Consider the following 18,583-nt stretch of genomic DNA (forward strand, 5'->3'; position numbering starts at 1 on the left):
GAGCACATACGTGATGTGCCAGATTCGCGACTTGTTCTCGCCGGCTTAGCTAGCGGATGGAATTACCTACCTGCTAGTCTGGCTTGATCATACGAATCGTTATTCAGTCCCCACTTCCGGAGAGCCGCACGCATGGCCATGGACCCGATCCAGAACCTCAACCTGGTGCCGATTGTCGTCGAGCAGACCGCTCGCGGCGAACGTTCGTATGACATCTATTCGCGCCTGCTGAAGGAACGCGTGATCTTCCTGGTCGGCGAAGTAAACGACCAGGTTGCCAACTTGCTGGTGGCGCAGATGCTGTTCCTCGAATCGGAGAATCCCGACAAGGACATCCATCTGTACATCAACAGCCCCGGCGGCGCCGTTACCGCGGGCTTGGCGATCTACGACACCATGCAATTCATCAAGCCCGACGTGAGCACGATGTGCGTCGGACAGGCTTGCAGCGCCGCATCGTTGCTCCTGATGGCCGGTGCCAAGGGCAAGCGCTATTCCTTGCCCAATTCGCGTGTGATGATCCATCAGCCTTCGGGCGGCGCACGCGGCCAGGCCACCGATATCGAGATCCAGGCCCAGGAAATTCTGTACCTGCGTCGTCGACTGAACGATATCTACGTCCATCACACGGGCCAGCCGCTCGATAGGATTGAACGTGATATGGAACGTGATCGTTTCATGAGCGCTGAGCAGGCCAAGGAATATGGACTGATCGATGCCGTTCTGGACCGTCGCGCCGTCGAAACGGTCAAGTCGGCCTGATTTCGGCCGATCTCCATCACATAACCGAGGTTCCGGGTCCGGGTGCGGACTCGGAACCCTGTGCTATTCTCGACCCGTACCGGGATTTTCTAGCAGGATCAAACGAATGACTGACGAGCGGCAAGGCCGTTCCAACGACAGCGGCAAGATTCTTTACTGCTCCTTCTGCGGCAAAAGCCAGCATGAGGTGCGCAAGCTGATCGCGGGTCCATCCGTGTTCATCTGCGACGAGTGCGTGGAGCTGTGCAACGACATCATCCGTGAGGAGCTGGAAGAGAAGGCTGCCTCCGGACGCAGCCAGCTTCCCAAGCCCAAGGAGATCATGGAGACCCTCGACCAATACGTGGTCGGGCAGACGCGCGCCAAAAAGGCGCTGGCCGTCGCGGTCTACAATCACTACAAGCGGATGGAATCGCGCCAGCGCAGCGATGACGTCGAGCTGGGCAAATCCAACATTCTTCTCATCGGCCCGACCGGTTCGGGCAAGACGCTGCTCGCGGAAACGCTGGCGCGCTTGCTCAACGTGCCGTTCACCATCGCCGACGCCACCACGCTGACCGAAGCCGGCTATGTCGGCGAGGACGTGGAAAACATTATCCAAAAGCTGTTGCAGAAGTGCGACTACGACGTGGAGAAAGCGCAGTCGGGTATCGTCTACATCGATGAGATCGACAAGATCTCGCGCAAGAGCGAGAACCCGTCCATTACGCGCGATGTCTCCGGCGAAGGCGTGCAGCAGGCGCTGCTCAAGCTGATCGAAGGCACGCTTGCTTCTGTGCCGCCGCAGGGTGGCCGCAAGCATCCGCAGCAGGAATTCCTGCAGGTCGACACCAAGAACATTCTGTTTATTTGCGGTGGCGCGTTCGCGGGTTTGGAGAAGGTCATCCAGCAGCGTTCCGAAACCACCGGTATCGGCTTCTCTGCGGAAGTGCGGTCGAAAGAACGCACCGAAAATCTCGGCAAGGTGTTGGCCGAAGTGGAGCCGTCGGATCTGGTGCGCTTCGGTCTGATTCCGGAATTCGTCGGCCGCCTCCCGGTTGTCGCCACTCTGGATGAGCTTGACGAAGCGGCACTCGTAAAAATTCTCACCGAACCGCGCAACGCCGTCACCAAGCAGTTCCGCAAACTGTTCGAGATGGAAGGCGTGGAGCTTGAGTTCCGTCCGGAAGCACTGCAGGCGATTGCGCGCAAGGCACTCAAGCGCAAGACAGGCGCGCGTGGCCTGCGCACGATTCTGGAGCAGGTACTGCTGGACACCATGTACGAGCTGCCTTCGCTTGAGCATGTCAGCAAAGTGGTGGTGGACGATGCTGTCATTGAAGGCCAGGCAGAGCCTTATCTGATTTATCGCGGCAACTTGCAGCAACAGGCACGCATCGGTAGCGAAAAGAGCGGCGACGCCGCTGCCTGATCACCATCTTTGGATGTCACGAAACGGCCCCGGCGGTCTCCGCCGGGGCCGTGTGTTTTCTGTTATACGGCCAGCACTTGTGTGAACCGCGCATCGCCTCCACTTGACGACTCAATGGCCTCGGCGCAGTGTCGGGGTCGTCAGCCAAACGCGGCGCCGGATGTGCTGCATGAGTTCGGGTGAACCGAACCGGTTGACGACGTAAGAATGGCCCGGATGGCTATTCAAGGTTTTCCACCTTTTTCGCGAGAGATCCCCTGCGATGGCAAAAAGTGCCGCAATTCCCACCACTACTGGCGCCGCCTTGGATGTACTGCCGGTGCTTCCGCTGCGTGACGTGGTCGTGTACCCGCACATGGTGATACCGCTGTTTGTGGGACGCGACAAATCCATGCGTGCACTTGAGCGCGCCATGGAAGGCGAGCGGCAGATCCTGCTGGTCGCGCAGAAAAGTCCTGACATTGACGATCCGGCGATCAAAGATCTGCATCAGGTCGGTACGCTCGCCGGCGTGTTGCAATTACTGAAGCTTCCCGATGGCACCGTGAAGGTGCTGGTCGAGGGCCAAGCACGAGTGTCCATTGATGAGTATCAGGACGAAAGCGGCATGCTTGTAGCGCGCTCGCACGTCATTGAGCCCGTCTACAGCATCAAGGAGCGCGAGCTGGATGTGGTATCGCGCACGCTGGTGTCGCTGTTCGAGCAGTTGGTCAAGCAGAGCCGCAAGCTTCCGCCGGAAGTGCTGGCGACGTTGTCCGGCATTGACGATCCTTCGCGCTTGGCCGATTCCATCGCCGCGCACTTGTCCGTGCGCATGGCCGACAAACAGAAAGTGCTGGAGACAGCCGACGTCGCTCAGCGCCTTGAATTGCTGATCGGCCTTGTCGATGGTGAAATCGATCTGCAGCAAGTGGAAAAGCGCATCCGCGGCCGAGTGAAGTCGCAAATGGAAAAGAGCCAGCGCGAGTACTACCTCAACGAGCAGATGAAGGCGATCCAGAAGGAGCTGGGGGAGGGCGAGGAAGGCCCGAACGAAATCGAAGAACTGCAGAAGAAAATCGAAGACGCCGGCATGCCCAAGCCGGTGCTCGCGAAGGCGCGCCAGGAATTTGGCAAGCTGCGTCAGATGTCGCCGATGTCGGCCGAAGCGACTGTGGTGCGCAACTATCTCGATTGGCTGATTGGCGTGCCGTGGAAAAAGCGCAGCAAGGTGCGCAAGGATCTCGCTTTGGCGCAGCAGGTATTGGACGCCGACCATTTCGGTCTGGAGAAGGTGAAGGAACGCATCCTCGAATACCTCGCCGTGCAGCAGCGCGTCAGTGCCATGAAGGGCCCGATCTTGTGCCTCGTCGGTCCGCCTGGCGTCGGCAAGACATCGCTTGGCCAATCGATCGCCAAGGCGACCAACCGCAAGTTCGTTCGCATGAGCTTGGGCGGCGTGCGCGATGAAGCGGAAATTCGCGGCCATCGCCGCACCTACATCGGTTCGATGCCGGGTCGCATCGTGCAGAACATGAACAAGGTCGGCAGCAAGAATCCGCTGTTCGTGCTGGACGAAATCGACAAGATGTCGATGGACTTCCGTGGCGATCCGTCATCGGCGTTGCTGGAAGTACTCGATCCGGAACAGAACCACACGTTCAACGATCACTATCTGGAAGTCGATCTCGATCTTTCGGAAGTGATGTGGATTGCGACGGCGAACTCGCTGAACATTCCTGGGCCGCTGCTGGATCGTATGGAAGTTATCCGCATCCCCGGTTACACCGAGGACGAGAAACTCGCCATCGCGCAGAAGTATCTGCTGCCCAAACAGATAAAGGCCAATGGTTTGAAGCCCGACGAAGTTGCCGTCGATGAGGAAGCCGTGCGCGACATCGTGCGCTATTACACGCGTGAATCGGGCGTGCGCAATCTAGAGCGTGAGATCTCCAAGATCTGCCGCAAGGTCGTCAAGCAAATCACCCTGGGTGAACTCAAGGAAGGTGCGGAACCCGCCAAGGCGAAGAAGTCGGCCAAGGCGGCATCGGGTAAGGTCAAGGTGAATTCCGACAATCTCGAGAAGTATCTCGGCGTGCGTCGCTTTGACTTTGGCCGCAAGGAACAGCAAAACGAGATCGGCCTCGTCACCGGTCTTGCATGGACGCAGGTCGGCGGTGATCTCCTAAGCATCGAAGCATCGATCGTGCCCGGCAAAGGGCGCCAGGTGCATACCGGCCAGCTGGGTGACGTCATGAAGGAGTCGATCCAGGCGGCTTTGTCGGTGGTGCGTGCGCGTGCCAACCAGCTCGGCATCGATCCGGATTTCCATGAGAAATTCGACCTGCACATCCACGTACCGGAAGGTGCTACACCGAAGGATGGTCCGAGTGCAGGCATCGCGATGTGCACGGCGCTCGTGTCGGCGTTAACCAAGGTGCCGGTGCGCTCCGAAGTGGCGATGACGGGTGAAATTACGCTGCGCGGCCGCGTGCTGCCGATCGGTGGGCTGAAGGAAAAATTGCTGGCGGCGCATCGTGGCGGCATCACTACCGTGATCATTCCGGACGAGAACCGCAAGGATCTTGCGGACATTCCGGAAAACATCACCGGATCGCTGGATATTCATCCGGTACGCTGGATCGATGAAGTGCTCGACATTGCGTTGGAGCATCCGCTACAACCGTTGCCGGCCAAAGAACCTGCCGAGGCTGGTACCAGCGCGGAAGCAGTGCCGCACGAGGATGGCGCTGAAACACCCGCGCGTCCGCACTGATTGCCTTTGTTTTTAGGCTGCATTGCGATGGGCGACACGTTCTGCGTGTCGCCCATTTCGTATCGCGGCTTAACACAGCCGGATGGCATTTGCATAGCATTTCCTTGCACGCAAATGCCGCTGCTGAATCTCCGCAATGCGTTGGTATTGCTTGTATTGCGGACCCTTGGGGGCGCTGGTATAAAGTCTCACCTCATCCTGACGTCTCACCCGACGCACAGTGATGCGGGTCTGCGTGGCAGCGCCCAGCACGAATCCGACTCTTTCCCGCCAAGTCCTCAAGTCCCAACCTTTCCGCGGGCCGAATACCTGTTTAAGGGAGTAACTCAATGAACAAAACCGATCTGATCAATGCCGTCGCCGAAAAGGCCGAACTGACCAAGGCCGACGCAGGCCGTGCGCTCGAAGCGTTCTTCGAGACCGTGCAGAAGGCGCTGCAAAACGGTGACGACGTCGCGGTCGTCGGCTTTGGTACCTTCACCGTACGCAGCCGTGCTGCCCGTACCGGCCGCAATCCGCGCACGAACGAGGAAATCAAGATTGCCGCGTCCAAGGTTCCGGCATTCAAGGCTGGCAAGACGCTCAAGGACGCCCTAAACTAAGCGGCCCGCTAGGGTCCGGGTGCTTAGCTCAGCGGTAGAGCGTCGCCCTTACAAGGCGAGGGTCGTAGGTTCGATCCCTACAGCACCCACCAGTAACGTGGAGCGGTAGTTCAGTCGGTTAGAATGCTGGCCTGTCACGCCGGAGGTCGCGGGTTCGAGTCCCGTCCGCTCCGCCACGGTTTGCAAGGGCGCCCCCGTGGCGCCCTTGTTGTTTAGGTCACGCGCGGCGACGCGCAGAACATCATCATCGCGGGAAGAATCCATGCTGCAGTCACTACGCGACAAGATGCAAGGATGGCCGGCCATCATCGTGCTGGGTGTTGCCGTATTCGCCATGTCGTTCTTCGGTATCGAAGGCTACTTCAACTCACATGTTGAAACCTTTGTCGCTAAGGTCGGCAAGCGTGAAGTCAGCCAACAGCAGTTCCAGGACACGGTCAATCGCCTGCGTCAGCAGCAGCGCGCGCAACTGGGCGATCACTTCGATCCGACCGTGTTCGACAAACCCGAATTCAAGCAGCAGATCCTGGACGAACTGGTCGGCCAGCAATTGCTGCTGCAGGCCAACGAAGACCTCGGCATGCGCGTCTCCGATCAGGCGCTGCGCGATACCATCGCCTCCATGCCTGCCTTCCAGGTCGATGGTAAATTCAATGCCGATATGTACCGCGCACAATTGGCTGGTGCGGGCATGACGCCGGAGATGTACCAGGCCAACGTGCGCAGCTCGCTGGAAAGCAGCTTGCTGCCGGATGCCATCAGCAGCAGCGCCATCATCACGCCTGCTGACATCGATCGTTACCTGGACGTCAAGCTGCAGCGTCGCGACATTCGCTATTTCGTGCTGCCGCGTCCGGCACCTGCGGATAGCCAGGTGACGGACGCGCAGGTGCAGGATTACTACAAGGCGCACCAAGCGGATTTCATGAATCCGGAACAGGTGTCGCTCAAATACATCGAAGTGAACGGCGCGGACCTGAAAGCTGATACCCAGCCCACCGATGAAGATCTAAAGAAGCGCTACCAAGCGGAACTTTCGCGTTTCGGCATGCCGGAAGAGCGCGAGGTCTCGCACATCCTGATCAACGTGCCGAAGAACGCCACGCCTGCGCAGCAGAAAGCCGCGTTGGACAAGGCAGAAAAGATCGCTTCCGAAGCCACGCCCGCGGATTTCGCCAAGCTGGCACAGCAAGATTCGGATGACCTTGGCTCGAAGCTGCAAGGCGGTGACCTGGGCTGGCTGCAGAAAGGCGTCACTAATCCCGCTTTCGATGCCGCGATGTTTGCCATGCAGAAGGGGCAGATCTCCAAGCCGGTACTGTCCGACGAGGGCTACCACATCATCTACCTGCGCGACGTTCGCAGCGGCCAGACCAAGCCGTTCGAGCAGGTTCGCGATCAGCTTCTGAAAGAAGCCACCACCGGCGAACGCGACCGCGCCTATAACGAGACCGCCGGCAAGATGACCGATCTCACTTCGCAGAATCCCGGCTCATTGGAACCGGCCGCGCAGGCTCTGCATCTGGAGATCAAGCAAACGCCGCTGTTCGGCCGCGAAGGCGGGCAGGGCATCGCCGCAAACCCCAAAGTCATTGCTGCCGCGTTCTCCAATGACGTGCTCGCATCAGGCAACAATTCGCCTTTGGTCAACCTCGACAAGAGTGATTCGGTGGTCGTGCGAGTGGACAAGCATGTGCCGGCCTCGCCCAAGCCTGTCGCTGAAGTGCATGATGCGATCATGCAGAAGATTCTCGATCAGCGCATTGCCGAGGCGGCACGCCAAAAGGCAGACGTGCTGGTGCAGCGCTTGAGCAAGGGTGAGGACATTGTCGCCGTCGCCGGTGCCGAGCATGCTGATCTGCAAACAGCGAACGAGGTGCAGCGCGTCCAGCAAGCCCAGCAGGGCCCGAATGTGCCGCAGCCGGTGCTGACCCAGGCATTCAAGACACCGCATCCGGCTGCCGACGGCAAGCCGCAGTACGCCAGCGTTGCGTTGGACCATGGTTCATTCGCCGTGCTGGCTGTCGACAAGGTCGAGGCTGGCGATCTTTCCAAGCTGACGCCTGATGACCGCCAGCAGCTTTATCGCCAGATGGTGCAGGCTTATGGTGGCGTGGAAACGCAGGGTTTCGTCGATATGCTCAAGGCGAAAACCAAGATCGAGATGGCCAAGGACCGCATGTAACGCAGCAGCGTACGTGTCCTGCGAAAAAGCGGCTCGCAAGAGCCGCTTTTTTTATGCATTCCCGTTTGGAGATATAAACGCGAGGCCCGCTTGGTCATCGCCTAGGTGCGGGTTGGCATCGGCAAGCCGCACGCCGCTGTGCGTTTAGTGACTAGCCGAGTCGAGCTTGAGCACCTGACCAGGCTTCAGCGGTTTGCCGTGCAGATGGTTCAGCCGTTCAAGCGAGTTAACGCTGACCGAATAATTGCGCGCGATTTGCCAGAGGCTTTCACCGGGCTTCACCACGTGCGTCCTGGCGTGACGTGGCGCTGCGTCTTGCGCGCTCTGCTCTGGCTTGTCGGCATACATCGCCGGCAATGGGGGGTTGGGAGACGTGCTGGCCACCATGTCTTGTTCGTTGGCGATCTGCATCGCGCTGCGCAGCAGCTCTGCATTGCGGCGTGGCATCAATAGATGCCCAGGTGCATCCGCACTCAGGAAATCGCCTTGCAAGGCTGGATTGAGACGCTTCAAGTCGTCGGTTTCCATGCCGGCGTGATCGGCTGCGGAGGACAACGTCATGTCATGTTTTATCTGCACCGTTTCAAGGTGCTGATCGGCGGGCAGCGTGGGCAGTTCCACGTTGAAACGCGCTGGATCGCGCACCACACAGGAGATTGCCAACAGCTTGGTGAGGTGTTCCCGGGTCACCTTCGGTACCGGCCATTTCGGAATGGCCGGTTCGTCCGGGGGCAACCCATGTTGTTGCACCATTCGCTGGACACTGTTTTCGCCGCGATTAAACGCATAGTCGACGAGGCGCCAGTCGTGCAGTTGATCGTGATAGTCGTGCAGCATGCGCATCACGCCGTCCGTCGCGGCGGACGTATCCAGGCGGCCATCGTAACCGCGTTCCACATGCAGCCCCATGACGTGCGCTGTGCTTTGGACGATCTGCCACATGCCTGCGGGAAGATTGCGATGGCCTGGTACGGGTCGATATTGGCTTTCCACCCACGGCAATAGCACGAACTCGCCGGCCACATCATGTTTCTCCGCGGCTTGTTGCACATAGATGATGCGCGGTAGCACATCGCTCATTTGCTGCTCGAAACGCTGCGGGTTTTGCGTATAGCGATGCGCCCACACCGTGATCTGCGGATCGGCATCGCAATCGGCCATGGCAAAGCTGTCGCGCAGTTTGTCCCACACATTGGCGTTTGTTTCCTCCGGCGTAGCCGGTGAAGGGGATGCTTGCGGTGTAGGTGATGGCGTAGCGGGTAGCGGGCTTGGCGTAGGTGAGACCGTAACTGGAGCAGGCGTTGCCGGTTTGTTTGCGGGTGGCGTCGCACATGCCGCCAACAAGGAGGTCAACGCAACCGGCAGAAGTCGTCGTGCGTATCTCATGCCTGAAATCCGTCTTTGGCCGAGCGCAGAGCTGCGAAGCGGGCGACGGGATCGTCATTGGCCGCGCCGTGTTGGCGGCACCAGGCGATCACATCATTGCTGTTCACGCGCAGGAAGGGATTGCAAGCAAGTTCGCTCGATAGCGGCGCCGGTACGCTGGGCTGCTGTTTCGCGCGCAGTTTTGCCACATCATCCAGCCGCTGTTTGAGCGCGGTGTTGCCGGGTTCGACCGTTTGCGCGAAGCGGCCGTTCGCAACCGTGTATTCGTGGCCGCAGCAAACCAGCAGATCGCCAGGCAACGACGCTATGCGTTGCAATGAGGAAAGCATTTGCGCCGGCGTGCCTTCAAACAGACGGCCACAGCCGAGACTGAACAAGGTATCGCCGCACAACAACACGCCCTCGCCCGCATACACGATATGGCTGAGCGTGTGCCCGGGCACCGCGATGATCTGAAAACGCGCCTCAGGCTGGGCAAGTATCAGCGTCTCGCCATCACGCACGCGATGGGTGGCCGCCGAGATGCGCTCATCCTCGGGCGCGTAAATGAGAGCCCCATGCGCTGCGCGCAGCGCGGCAGCGCCACCGATGTGGTCGTTATGGTGGTGGGTGAGCAGAATCGCGCACAGCTTGAGCTTGCGGGCGTGCAGGGCTTCTTCCACCGGTTGTGCTTCACCGGGGTCGACGACGATGGCGTGGCCGCTGTCATCGTGCAGCAGCCAGATATAGTTGTCGGCAAGCGCCGGTAACGGTACGACGTGCAAGGGCGTTCTCCGCTCTGTTGCGCTGGCCCTAGCCGGGTGGACATCAGGTCCGTCCACGGGCGTCAAACCAGTGCATCCTTCGTATCGACTGGCGCAGGCATCCTGGCATGCGCGAGACCGCCGACTATATAGCCCGCAGCCCCCCGGATCGTTAGATAGGTGTTAATCGAAATATCATGCGAAAGCGGTTCGGCCATGGTTCGTCTTTGTAAAGCCAGCCGCTAAACTCTGCCTATGCTTTTGACAGGCCTCCCGTAGATGCCACAGCGCGCCCACGATATTTACGCAAGTGCGCCCATGCGTGGTCTGCTGGCTGACGAGATGGTGGCCTACATGCCCGACGTTCGCCGCTGCGCGGGCACCCGGGCGCTGCTGCTCTCGGCCGCTGAGGACGATACGCCGCCGAATCCCCCCTATCTGGGACAATGGGTCACCCTCCGCTTGGCTGAGGGCCGTTTTCGGGGGGATGTGCGTGCTCGTGCCGACGAGCCGCTGCCATTCGCAGATGGGGCCTTTGATCTGATCCTGCTGCGCCATGCATTGGAACTGGCACCGCTGTCGCTGGATGAGATCGTGCGCGTGTTGGCGCCAGGCGGGCTGCTTGTGCTTACGGGTGTCAGCCCATTAAGTGGGTGGACCCCTTGGTGGCTGTGGCGGACGCGCGGCAGCGCCGCGCATGCCCGGTCGCCGATGCAATTGGCTGCGCGCCTGCGACGCGCGGAAGTCCAGGTGGAGCGGGTGCAGCGCGTGGGCCAATGGCTGCCGCTTGCCTCAGCCGTTTCCAGCGGAGCACATGGCTGGCTGGGTGGGGGCTATGTGCTGGTAGCGCGCAAACGCGGGCCTGCCAGCGCGCCAACGCGATTGCGACCGAAGCCTGTTACCGCGCCCGTGCGAGCCGGCTTGGCGCCAGGTGCGCGGCGCAGCTCGGTAAGCTGACAACACACGACGATCGATACGAAAAACAACGGAGCGGAACGAGTGGCGGAAGTGGAAGCGTTTACCGATGGCGCGTGCCTCGGCAATCCCGGCCCGGGAGGGTGGGCGGCTCTGTTGAGAGCCAAAGGCACCGAGCGTTTGCTCAGCGGCGGCGAGGCGCAAACTACCAACAACCGCATGGAGCTGCTGGCAGCCATCCAGGCGCTCGAAGCGCTCAAGCGCCCATGCCAAGTGGTGCTGACGACGGACTCCCGCTACGTAATGCAAGGGATCGAGGAATGGGTGCCGCGCTGGATCAGCAACGGTTGGCGCACGGCCGACAAAAAGCCGGTGAAGAACCAGGATCTCTGGCAGCGGCTTTCGACCGCTGCCGCGCCTCACAAGGTTCGCTGGGAATGGGTGCGCGGCCATAGCGGACATGATGAAAACGAGCGCGTGGACCAGGCCGCGCGACAGCAAGCAGAGCTCTTTCGGAAAACGGCATGAGACAGATCGTTCTCGATACGGAAACCACGGGTCTGGAAGTCCGCCAGGGCCATCGTCTGATCGAAATCGCCTGCGTGGAAATGGTGGAGCGCAGGCTTACCGGCCGGTACTACCAGACCTACCTCAATCCCGAGCGCGCCATTGATGAAGGCGCGCGTGCGGTCACCGGCATTGAAGATGAATTCCTGCTCGACAAGCCGCGCTTCCACGAAATCGTGGATGAATTTTTGGCTTTCATCGACGGCGCCGAGCTGATCATTCACAACGCTGCATTCGACGTCGGCTTCCTTAATGCCGAACTGGCGCGTGCAGGTGCGCACTACGGCGCCATTGCCGATCGCTGCAACGTACTCGATACGCTGCTGATGGCGCGCGAGCGTTATCCCGGTCAGCGCAATAGCCTGGATGCGTTGTGCAAACGCCTTGGCGTCGACAACTCCGCGCGCGATCTGCACGGCGGCTTGATCGACGCGCAGTTGCTGGCGGACGTCTATCTGGCGATGACATCGGGCCAGGTGGTGCTGGATCTTGGCTTTGAAGGCGGCACGGAAACCACTGGCGTGCGCACCATCGTTACGCCTTTGGTTTTAGCGCGCCGGCCGCGCGTGTTGCGTGCCAGCGAAGAAGAAATCAGCGCGCATTTGAAACGGCTGGATACGCTGGACAAGAGTGCTGCAGGTGGCCAGTCGATATGGCGCAAGCAGGACGTGGAAGCTTGATGATCTGCGGAGGCTCTTTCGAGCCTAGGGATGCTCTGATCTATTCCATGTACCCGTCACCGTACTGTATGCGCGCCTCGCTTCGCCCCGACGATGAAGGCATACTGGTTGTATGTCGAGACGGCGGGGCGAAGCGAGGCGCGCATACCGTGCGGCCCCAACCTGTTGAATTAAAACGATGGGGTGACGTCCAGAAGGCCCGCAGGCTGCGCCGCGCGGCTTGAACAGACGGCCAGTCTGCTCTGCGCCACGCAACACACCCTGCGGGCCTTCTGGACGCCATGCCGGGTGCATGGAATAGATCAGAGCATCCCTAGTGAATCCGCGCCAGGATCGCCGTAATGTTGTCGCTGCCGCCGCCGTCGAGTGCGGCGAGCAGCAAATGATCCAGGCATTCCTGCGCGGCCAGCTCACGCCGGCCGATGATCTCGGCAATGCGGCTGTCGCTCACTTCTTCAGTCAGTCCGTCGCTGCACGCCAGAAAGCTCATGCCGGGTTCGAGCTTTCCCGTTGCCATGCTGATGTGCAATTGTTCCAACGCCGTGATGCCCAGGGCTTGCGTAAGGATGTTGCGCTGGGGGTGGCGTTTGGCTTGTGCTTCATCAATGGTGCCGGCTTCCACCAGTCGTTGCACGAGCGAGTGATCGTGGCTGATCTGGCGTAAGCCGCTTTTCCACTGATAGATGCGGCTGTCGCCCACCCAGACCACTTCGTAGTCCTGTTCGGTAAAGCGGATGGCGGCCACCGTGGTGCCCATCGGCAGCGCATCGTCGTAGCGCTGTGCGTGTTCCAGCAATCGCGCCGCCGCGCCATGCACGGCTTCGGCCAATGATTTCCCCTTGCGCACCGAGCCCACGATCGCATCGCGCGCCATGGCCGAGGCCACTTCGCCATGCTGATGCCCGCCCATGCCGTCTGCGACCAGAAATAGCCCTAGCGATGCATCCGCATAGTAGGTGTCTTCGTTGCGCGCGCGGCGCAAACCGACATGGGTTCCGTGTCCGAATTCGATCATGGGCGTCCGCCGAGTGGATGCGCGAAGCATGCCGCATATAGAAGCCTAGCGCAGCAATCTTCTGACATGCCGTTGCTGGCGAAGAGGGTGGGATTGTTCGGCCCGTCCCTGGGCCGAACCCTCCGCGCAAAGCCCGGAGGGCCAGCCTTCGGCTGTCCATTTGTTCCCGACAAATTTGTCGAACCGATGGGTTCTCATCGGACCACCCTCTCCGCCACCCATAAAAAAACGCCCATGCGGGCGTTTTTTTATGGGTGGCGGAGAGGGTGGGATTCGAACCCACGGTACGCTTACACGTACGCCTGATTTCGAGTCAGGTACATTCGACCACTCTGCCACCTCTCCGAAAGGGTGCGTCGCTGGTCGCGCGAGCCGAACATGATACGTGTTGGCCGTCGTGGTGACAACTGCCGATGTTGAGTTACCGGGCGGAGGCGGCCATGCCGTCCAACGGAATCCCCAGCCGCTGCGCACGGGGCAGATAGTGATGATCCGGGTCCAAGGACAGCGCCACGTAACGGGACCGCCCAACGATCTCGTTGCGCGGGAAGAAGCCGAAGTAGCGCGAGTCCATGCTGTTGTCGCGATTGTCCCCTAGCAGCAGGTACTGGCCGGCAGGGACGGTGATGGGGCCGAAGTCGCGCGCATCGCTGGGTCGATAGAGCGAAAGCCGGACGAGGTGTTGCGTGCCGCCCACTTGCTCCACCTCGTAGCGAGCCGGGTCCCGCAGGTCATCATGAATGCCGGTGACGGTCGTCGGCGAATAGCGGGCGGCGTTGCCGTTCACGTAGAGCATGTTATCGCGCATGGCGATGACATCGCCGGGAATGCCAATCACACGTTTCACTAGTTTCTCATCGGCGGCGTGCGAGTCGAGCACGACGATATCCCCGCGCTGGGGATCAGCCAAATGGATCAGCGAAAGATGGGTAAACGGCACGCGGATGTCGTAAGCCGCTTTATTGACCAGGATACGATCGCCGATCTGGATAGTGGGCTGCATCGAGCCGGTCGGCACATCGTTCCAATCGGCAAGGGCGCTGCGGAACATCAGCATGCCGAGCATGAAGACGAAGAAGCTTTTGTTCTTTGAAAGGAAGGACAACACCTGGCGCATGGCATACCCCTTGGCTGAGCCGAATGGCACTTCAGCAGGATGGACATCAGGTTTGTCGTTGGAGTTTCCGTCGCCTCAAAAAGCAACGGAGTGATGTTGCCATCGCTCCGTTGCCTGATTTACGCCGCGGCCTTCTTTTTCGCCAGCCGCAGCCAGGTATCCACCACGGTGTCGGGATTGAGCGATACGGACTCAATGCCCTGATCCATCAGCCATTCGGCCAGATCCGGATGATCCGATGGGCCTTGGCCGCAGATGCCGACGTATTTGCCGCGCGCACGCGCCGTCTTGATCGCCATCGCCAGCAGCTTTTTCACCGCCGGATCGCGTTCGTCGAAGAGGTGAGCGACCACGCTGGAATCGCGATCCAGGCCGAGCGTGAGCTGGGTGAGATCGTTCGAGCCGATCGAGAAGCCGTCGAAGATGTCGAGGAATTCATCCGCGAGCAGGGCGTTGGAAGGCAGCTCGCACATCATGATGACCTTGAGCTCGTGCTCGCCTTGCTTGAGGCCGTTCTTGGCCAGCACCTCGACCACTTTGCGGCCTTCGTCGAGCGTGCGCACGAAGGGAATCATCACCCAAACATTGGTGAGTCCCATCACTTCACGCACGTGCTTGACGGCTTTGCATTCCAGGCCGAACGATTCGGTAAAGCCCGCATCGACGTAACGACTGGCGCCGCGATAGCCGATCATCGGGTTTTCTTCATGCGGCTCGTAGCGCTGGCCGCCGAGCAGGTTGGCGTATTCGTTGGATTTGAAATCCGACAAACGCACGATCACTGGCTTGGGATACACCGAGGCGGCAATGGTGGCGATGCCTTCGGCAAGGCGATCGACATAGAAACTCACCGGGTCTTTGTAGCCGGCAATGCGTGCATCGATCTTGGCCTTGGTTTCCGGATCCTGCTTGTTGTATTCAAGCAGCGACTTCGGATGCACGCCGATATGGCTGGCGATGATCATTTCCAGACGTGCCAGGCCGATGCCTGCATTGGGCAACATGCCGAAGTCGAACGCACGTTCCGGGTTGGCGACGTTCATCATGATCTTGAGCGGTGCCTCCGGCATCGCGCCAAGATCGGCGGTGACGCGATCGAATTTAAGCTGCCCTTCGTAGATCAGGCCGGTATCACCTTCGGCACAGGAGACGGTGACGTCGTGTCCATCGGGAATCGTATCCAGCGCGTGGCCGGTGCCGACGACGGCAGGTACGCCAAGTTCACGCGCAATGATCGCGGCGTGGCAGGTGCGGCCGCCGCGATTGGTCACGATGGCCGAAGCGCGCTTCATCACCGGTTCCCAATCCGGGTCGGTCATGTCGGCGACCAGGACGTCGCCTGCCTGCACTTTGTTCATGTCGGCGAGTGAGCGGATCACGCGTGCTTTGCCGCTACCGATCTTCTGCCCGATGGCGCGGCCTTCGGCCAGCACCTTGCCCTTTTCGTTGAGATGGAAGCGCTCAAGCTGCATCGCGTGCGCACGCGACTTCACCGTTTCCGGGCGCGCCTGCACGATGTACAGCTTGCCGGTGTTGCCGTCTTTCGCCCATTCGATGTCCATCGGGCGCTTGTAGTGTTGTTCGATCACCAGCGACTGCTTGGCCAGTTCCTGCACGTCTTCGTCGCTGATGCAGAAACGATTGCGATCGGCGGCAGGCGTCTCTTCGATGCGCACGCGTTCGCCCGGTTTGTTCGAATACACCATGCGCTGCTGTTTGGCGCCGAGACTGCGGCGCAGCACGGCTGGCTTGCCGGCCTTGAGAGTGGGCTTGAATACGTAGAACTCATCCGGATTGACGGCGCCTTGCACCACCATCTCGCCCAAGCCGTAGCTGCTGGTGACGAACACTACGTCGCGGAAGCCCGATTCGGTGTCGAGCGTGAACAGCACGCCGGAGGCGCCTACATCCGAGCGCACCATCAATTGCACGCCAGCGGAGAGGAATACATCTTCGTGCTTGAAGCCCTGGTGCACGCGGTAGGCGATGGCGCGATCGTTGTACAGCGAAGCGAAGACCTCCTTGACCTTGTGCAGCACGTCGTCGATACCGACCACGTTGAGGAAGGTTTCCTGCTGGCCGGCGAACGAGGCGTCCGGCAAGTCTTCGGCGGTAGCGGAAGAACGCACGGCCACGGCGATGTTGTCGGCGCCCGCGTCCTTGCAGAGTTTGGCGTAGGCATCGCGGATCGCTTGCTCGAGATCCGCAGGCAGGGCGGTGTCGACGATCCACCCGCGGATTTCCTTGCCGCCGGCGACCAGGGCGTCCACGTCGTCGACATCCAGCGTGGTCAGCCGGTCGGCAATGCGCTTGGACAGGCCGCTCTTTTCGAGGTACTGCTGAAAGGCTTGAGCCGTGGTGGCGAAACCGCCGGGTACGGATACCCCCAGCTGAGCCAGGTTGCCGATCATCTCGCCAAGCGACGCATTCTTGCCGCCAACTTTGCCAAGGTCGGTCATGCGCAGTTGGTCGAGCCAAAGCACCAGATCGTTCAAGGGGGATCTCCTCAAGAGCTTCAATGGAAAAAGCAGGCAGCCATACCGGAGAAAACCGGTCGCATAAGACTGGTATTGTCCGCTGCCGATGGTGCGAGGCACAAGAAGACCATTGCGATCATAGGGCGCGCCACCTGCATACCAGTCAGATAAAAGTCAAGCAACGACAAGGCTTCGTGCTTGGGTTAAGGTGCAAATCAGCGATTCATCCTGCCCAGGGAAAACGCATGCAACGCTCGGTTTTTTTCATCTCAGATTCCACTGGTATTACGGCCGAGACGATCGGGAACAGCATTCTTGCCCAATTTGAGGGGGTGCAATTCGAAAAGCACCGCCTGCCGTTCATCGACACCCCGCAGAAGGCGGAGAATGCCGCGCTGCGCATCAAGACGCGGTATGCGCAGAGCGGGCATCGGCCGATCGTGGTCAACACCATGGCCGACCCCGCGCTATGCGAGGTCGTGGCGACCAGCGGGGCGCTGATGCTGGATGTGTTTGCGCCGTTCATCGGTCCACTGGAGGACGAGCTGGGCACCCGGCATTCGGGCGCCGTGAACCGTTCGCACGGCCTGGTGGATTCCGCCAAATATGAGGCGCGCATCAACGCCACCAACTACGCCCTGAGCCATGACGATGGCATGGCGGTTGACTATGCCCAGGCGGACCTGATCCTGGTTGGCGTATCGCGCTCAGGCAAAACGCCGACGTGTCTTTACATGGCCTTGCATTACGGTGTCTGCGCCGCCAATTACCCCCTGACCGAGGAAGATCTGGATAAGCTCGAGCTCCCGGCCCGTCTGCGTACCAACAAGCACCGCCTGTTCGGCCTCACCATCGAAGCGCAGCGTCTGGCGCAGATTCGCGAAGAGCGGCGCCCGGGCAGCCGGTATGCCACGCTGAAGCAATGCCGCTGGGAGCTGGAGCAGGCCCAGCGGCTGATGCGCCAGGCTGGTATCCCGTATCTCAACACCACGCACGTTTCAATCGAAGAGATTGCGAGCAAAATCCTCGATCAATTCGGTATCGAAAAAACCATGTACTAACTGAGGTGATCCCAACTTCATGAGTGCCGTACTTGACCGCCGCGCCAGCTTGCTGCCAGGACGCTTCGAGTTCCTGATGGGGCTCTATGCCGAGAACTACCATCGGCTGACGCGCCTGTTCGCGCCGCAGCAGCTGGAGCTCGGTGATTACGTTTCGGATGTCGACGACGGCTTGCCGGTGCATTTGGTGCTGCAGGAGCGCCATCCGTACACGCTGGAACTCGAACTCACCTACGGGTTTGTCGACACGCAGACCGGGCGCCGTTCGCCGTCGGCACAGTTGCGCATGTATAGCGATGCGCACGTTGCCGAAGCTTTGCACTGCCATCCCGGTCGTCACCTGTGGCAGGTGCTGGGACCATTTCCGCCGGCGCATTCGGTGTTCCAGCACCGCTTGCAGATGAACACCTTTCTCACGCGCTGGCTGGAGTATCTGGCGGAGCAGGGTCACTCGGCGGGAACGCTGGAGCGCGCGTAGGTTGGGGTGAGCGAATGCGAGCCCCAACATCTCTACGTTGCAGGCAACAAAAAACCCGCATCGCGCGGGCTTCTTGAAAATGGCGGAGCGGACGGGACTCGAACCCGCGACCTCCGGCGTGACAGGCCAGCATTCTAACCGACTGAACTACCGCTCCACGTTGTACAACAACCAGCAACCAACCCACTAAGTCCTTTTCCATTCCGCCCAGTGTTTTGGGTGAAATGGCGTCCCCACGGGGATTCGAACCCCGGTCGCCACCGTGAAAGGGTGATGTCCTAGGCCTCTAGACGATGGGGACGTATGTGTTGGTGGAGCCAGGCGGGATCGAACCGCCGACCTCCTGCATGCCATGCAGGCGCTCTCCCAGCTGAGCTATGGCCCCGCCGCTGGAAGCCCGAAAGAATAGGCTGGGTTCTGAATTCCGTC

Annotated in this window: 15 protein-coding genes and 6 tRNA genes; 12 read left to right on the forward strand and 9 right to left on the reverse strand. The window is 60.3% G+C overall.

Going from position 1 to position 18,583, the window contains the following annotated elements:
• Positions 1-132: 132 nt before the first annotated feature.
• From clpP to VJR68_RS11130, 7 genes are all read left to right on the forward strand, one after another.
• A complete protein-coding gene (gene clpP, locus VJR68_RS11100) occupies positions 133-762 on the forward strand; it encodes an ATP-dependent Clp endopeptidase proteolytic subunit ClpP (RefSeq protein WP_324147742.1) in 630 nt (209 codons plus the stop codon).
• A 106-nt stretch (positions 763-868) separates the two neighbouring features.
• Positions 869-2,173, forward strand: a complete 1,305-nt coding sequence (gene clpX / locus VJR68_RS11105; protein WP_126682755.1) for an ATP-dependent Clp protease ATP-binding subunit ClpX — start codon at positions 869-871, stop codon at positions 2,171-2,173.
• 262 nt (positions 2,174-2,435) lie between these two features.
• Complete coding sequence (gene lon, locus VJR68_RS11110) at positions 2,436-4,928, forward strand: endopeptidase La (protein ID WP_324147743.1); 2,493 nt, start codon at positions 2,436-2,438, stop codon at positions 4,926-4,928.
• Positions 4,929-5,257: 329 nt separating this feature from the next.
• Positions 5,258-5,530, forward strand: a complete 273-nt coding sequence (locus tag VJR68_RS11115) for an HU family DNA-binding protein (protein ID WP_284323064.1) — start codon at positions 5,258-5,260, stop codon at positions 5,528-5,530.
• A 17-nt stretch (positions 5,531-5,547) separates the two neighbouring features.
• Positions 5,548-5,622, forward strand: a tRNA-Val gene (locus VJR68_RS11120).
• Positions 5,623-5,629: 7 nt separating this feature from the next.
• Positions 5,630-5,706 (forward strand) — tRNA-Asp (locus VJR68_RS11125).
• Between the two features lie 86 nt (positions 5,707-5,792).
• A complete protein-coding gene (locus tag VJR68_RS11130; protein ID WP_324147744.1) occupies positions 5,793-7,715 on the forward strand; it encodes a SurA N-terminal domain-containing protein in 1,923 nt (640 codons plus the stop codon).
• Positions 7,716-7,859: 144 nt separating this feature from the next.
• Here VJR68_RS11130 and VJR68_RS11135 read toward each other — a convergent pair whose 3' ends face one another.
• Both VJR68_RS11135 and gloB read right to left on the reverse strand, forming a co-directional pair.
• Entirely contained in the window at positions 7,860-8,906 is a 1,047-nt protein-coding gene (locus VJR68_RS11135; RefSeq protein ID WP_324147745.1) for a LysM peptidoglycan-binding domain-containing protein, read from the reverse strand.
• Positions 8,907-9,097: 191 nt separating this feature from the next.
• Entirely contained in the window at positions 9,098-9,865 is a 768-nt protein-coding gene (gloB, locus tag VJR68_RS11140; RefSeq protein WP_324147746.1) for a hydroxyacylglutathione hydrolase, read from the reverse strand.
• A gap of 258 nt (positions 9,866-10,123) precedes the next feature.
• Here gloB and VJR68_RS11145 point away from each other — a divergent pair, with 258 nt between their 5' ends.
• Genes VJR68_RS11145 through dnaQ form a run of 3 tightly spaced genes read left to right on the forward strand, consistent with a single transcriptional unit; the run spans position 10,124 to position 12,006 of the window.
• Complete coding sequence (locus tag VJR68_RS11145; protein ID WP_324147748.1) at positions 10,124-10,801, forward strand: methyltransferase domain-containing protein; 678 nt, start codon at positions 10,124-10,126, stop codon at positions 10,799-10,801.
• A gap of 42 nt (positions 10,802-10,843) precedes the next feature.
• Positions 10,844-11,287, forward strand: coding sequence for a ribonuclease HI (rnhA, locus tag VJR68_RS11150; RefSeq protein ID WP_324147749.1), 444 nt, complete (start codon positions 10,844-10,846; stop codon positions 11,285-11,287).
• On the forward strand, positions 11,284-12,006 hold the full coding sequence (dnaQ, locus tag VJR68_RS11155; RefSeq protein ID WP_324147750.1) for a DNA polymerase III subunit epsilon: 723 nt from the start codon (positions 11,284-11,286) through the stop codon (positions 12,004-12,006). The genes rnhA and dnaQ overlap by 4 nt, the downstream gene beginning before the upstream one ends.
• A gap of 313 nt (positions 12,007-12,319) precedes the next feature.
• Here dnaQ and VJR68_RS11160 read toward each other — a convergent pair whose 3' ends face one another.
• The 4 genes from VJR68_RS11160 to ppsA form a co-directional block, all read right to left on the reverse strand.
• Positions 12,320-13,021 carry a PP2C family protein-serine/threonine phosphatase gene (locus tag VJR68_RS11160; protein WP_324147751.1) on the reverse strand — a complete coding sequence of 234 codons (702 nt, stop codon included), beginning with the start codon at positions 13,019-13,021 and terminating at the stop codon, positions 12,320-12,322.
• Positions 13,022-13,276: 255 nt separating this feature from the next.
• A tRNA-Ser gene (locus VJR68_RS11165) sits at positions 13,277-13,366 on the reverse strand.
• Positions 13,367-13,442: 76 nt separating this feature from the next.
• The gene (lepB, locus tag VJR68_RS11170) at positions 13,443-14,138 is read right to left on the reverse strand and encodes a signal peptidase I (RefSeq protein ID WP_324147752.1); all 696 of its coding nucleotides are present in this window, start codon (positions 14,136-14,138) and stop codon (positions 13,443-13,445) included.
• A gap of 119 nt (positions 14,139-14,257) precedes the next feature.
• The gene (ppsA, locus tag VJR68_RS11175) at positions 14,258-16,633 is read right to left on the reverse strand and encodes a phosphoenolpyruvate synthase (RefSeq protein WP_324147753.1); all 2,376 of its coding nucleotides are present in this window, start codon (positions 16,631-16,633) and stop codon (positions 14,258-14,260) included.
• Between the two features lie 227 nt (positions 16,634-16,860).
• Here ppsA and ppsR point away from each other — a divergent pair, with 227 nt between their 5' ends.
• Together ppsR and VJR68_RS11185 are read left to right on the forward strand one after the other, a co-directional pair.
• Complete coding sequence (gene ppsR, locus VJR68_RS11180; protein WP_324147768.1) at positions 16,861-17,676, forward strand: posphoenolpyruvate synthetase regulatory kinase/phosphorylase PpsR; 816 nt, start codon at positions 16,861-16,863, stop codon at positions 17,674-17,676.
• Between the two features lie 19 nt (positions 17,677-17,695).
• A complete protein-coding gene (locus tag VJR68_RS11185) occupies positions 17,696-18,154 on the forward strand; it encodes a DUF1249 domain-containing protein (RefSeq protein ID WP_324147754.1) in 459 nt (152 codons plus the stop codon).
• An 80-nt stretch (positions 18,155-18,234) separates the two neighbouring features.
• On the opposite strand, the gene VJR68_RS11190 is transcribed toward VJR68_RS11185, so the two are convergent.
• From VJR68_RS11190 to VJR68_RS11200, 3 genes are all read right to left on the reverse strand, one after another.
• Positions 18,235-18,311: transfer RNA gene (locus VJR68_RS11190), tRNA-Asp, on the reverse strand.
• 68 nt (positions 18,312-18,379) lie between these two features.
• A tRNA-Glu gene (locus VJR68_RS11195) sits at positions 18,380-18,455 on the reverse strand.
• A gap of 8 nt (positions 18,456-18,463) precedes the next feature.
• Positions 18,464-18,539: transfer RNA gene (locus VJR68_RS11200), tRNA-Ala, on the reverse strand.
• Positions 18,540-18,583 lie beyond the last annotated feature (44 nt).

It is taken from the genome of Dyella sp. (assembly GCF_035277725.1).
Classification (GTDB): Bacteria; Pseudomonadota; Gammaproteobacteria; order Xanthomonadales; family Rhodanobacteraceae; genus Dyella_B.

Excerpts from the sequence above, each read along its gene's own strand:
- clpP (WP_324147742.1), top strand. The coding sequence starts at position 133 with ATGGCCATGGACCCGATCCAGAACCTCAACCTGGTGCCGATTGTCGTC.
- clpX (WP_126682755.1), top strand. The coding sequence starts at position 869 with ATGACTGACGAGCGGCAAGGCCGTTCCAACGACAGCGGCAAGATTCTT.
- lon (WP_324147743.1), top strand. The coding sequence starts at position 2,436 with ATGGCAAAAAGTGCCGCAATTCCCACCACTACTGGCGCCGCCTTGGAT.
- VJR68_RS11115 (WP_284323064.1), top strand. The coding sequence starts at position 5,258 with ATGAACAAAACCGATCTGATCAATGCCGTCGCCGAAAAGGCCGAACTG.
- VJR68_RS11130 (WP_324147744.1), top strand. The coding sequence starts at position 5,793 with ATGCTGCAGTCACTACGCGACAAGATGCAAGGATGGCCGGCCATCATC.
- VJR68_RS11145 (WP_324147748.1), top strand. The coding sequence starts at position 10,124 with ATGCCACAGCGCGCCCACGATATTTACGCAAGTGCGCCCATGCGTGGT.
- dnaQ (WP_324147750.1), top strand. The coding sequence starts at position 11,284 with ATGAGACAGATCGTTCTCGATACGGAAACCACGGGTCTGGAAGTCCGC.
- VJR68_RS11160 (WP_324147751.1), bottom strand. The coding sequence starts at position 13,021 with ATGATCGAATTCGGACACGGAACCCATGTCGGTTTGCGCCGCGCGCGC.
- lepB (WP_324147752.1), bottom strand. The coding sequence starts at position 14,138 with ATGCGCCAGGTGTTGTCCTTCCTTTCAAAGAACAAAAGCTTCTTCGTC.
- ppsR (WP_324147768.1), top strand. The coding sequence starts at position 16,861 with ATGCAACGCTCGGTTTTTTTCATCTCAGATTCCACTGGTATTACGGCC.
- VJR68_RS11185 (WP_324147754.1), top strand. The coding sequence starts at position 17,696 with ATGAGTGCCGTACTTGACCGCCGCGCCAGCTTGCTGCCAGGACGCTTC.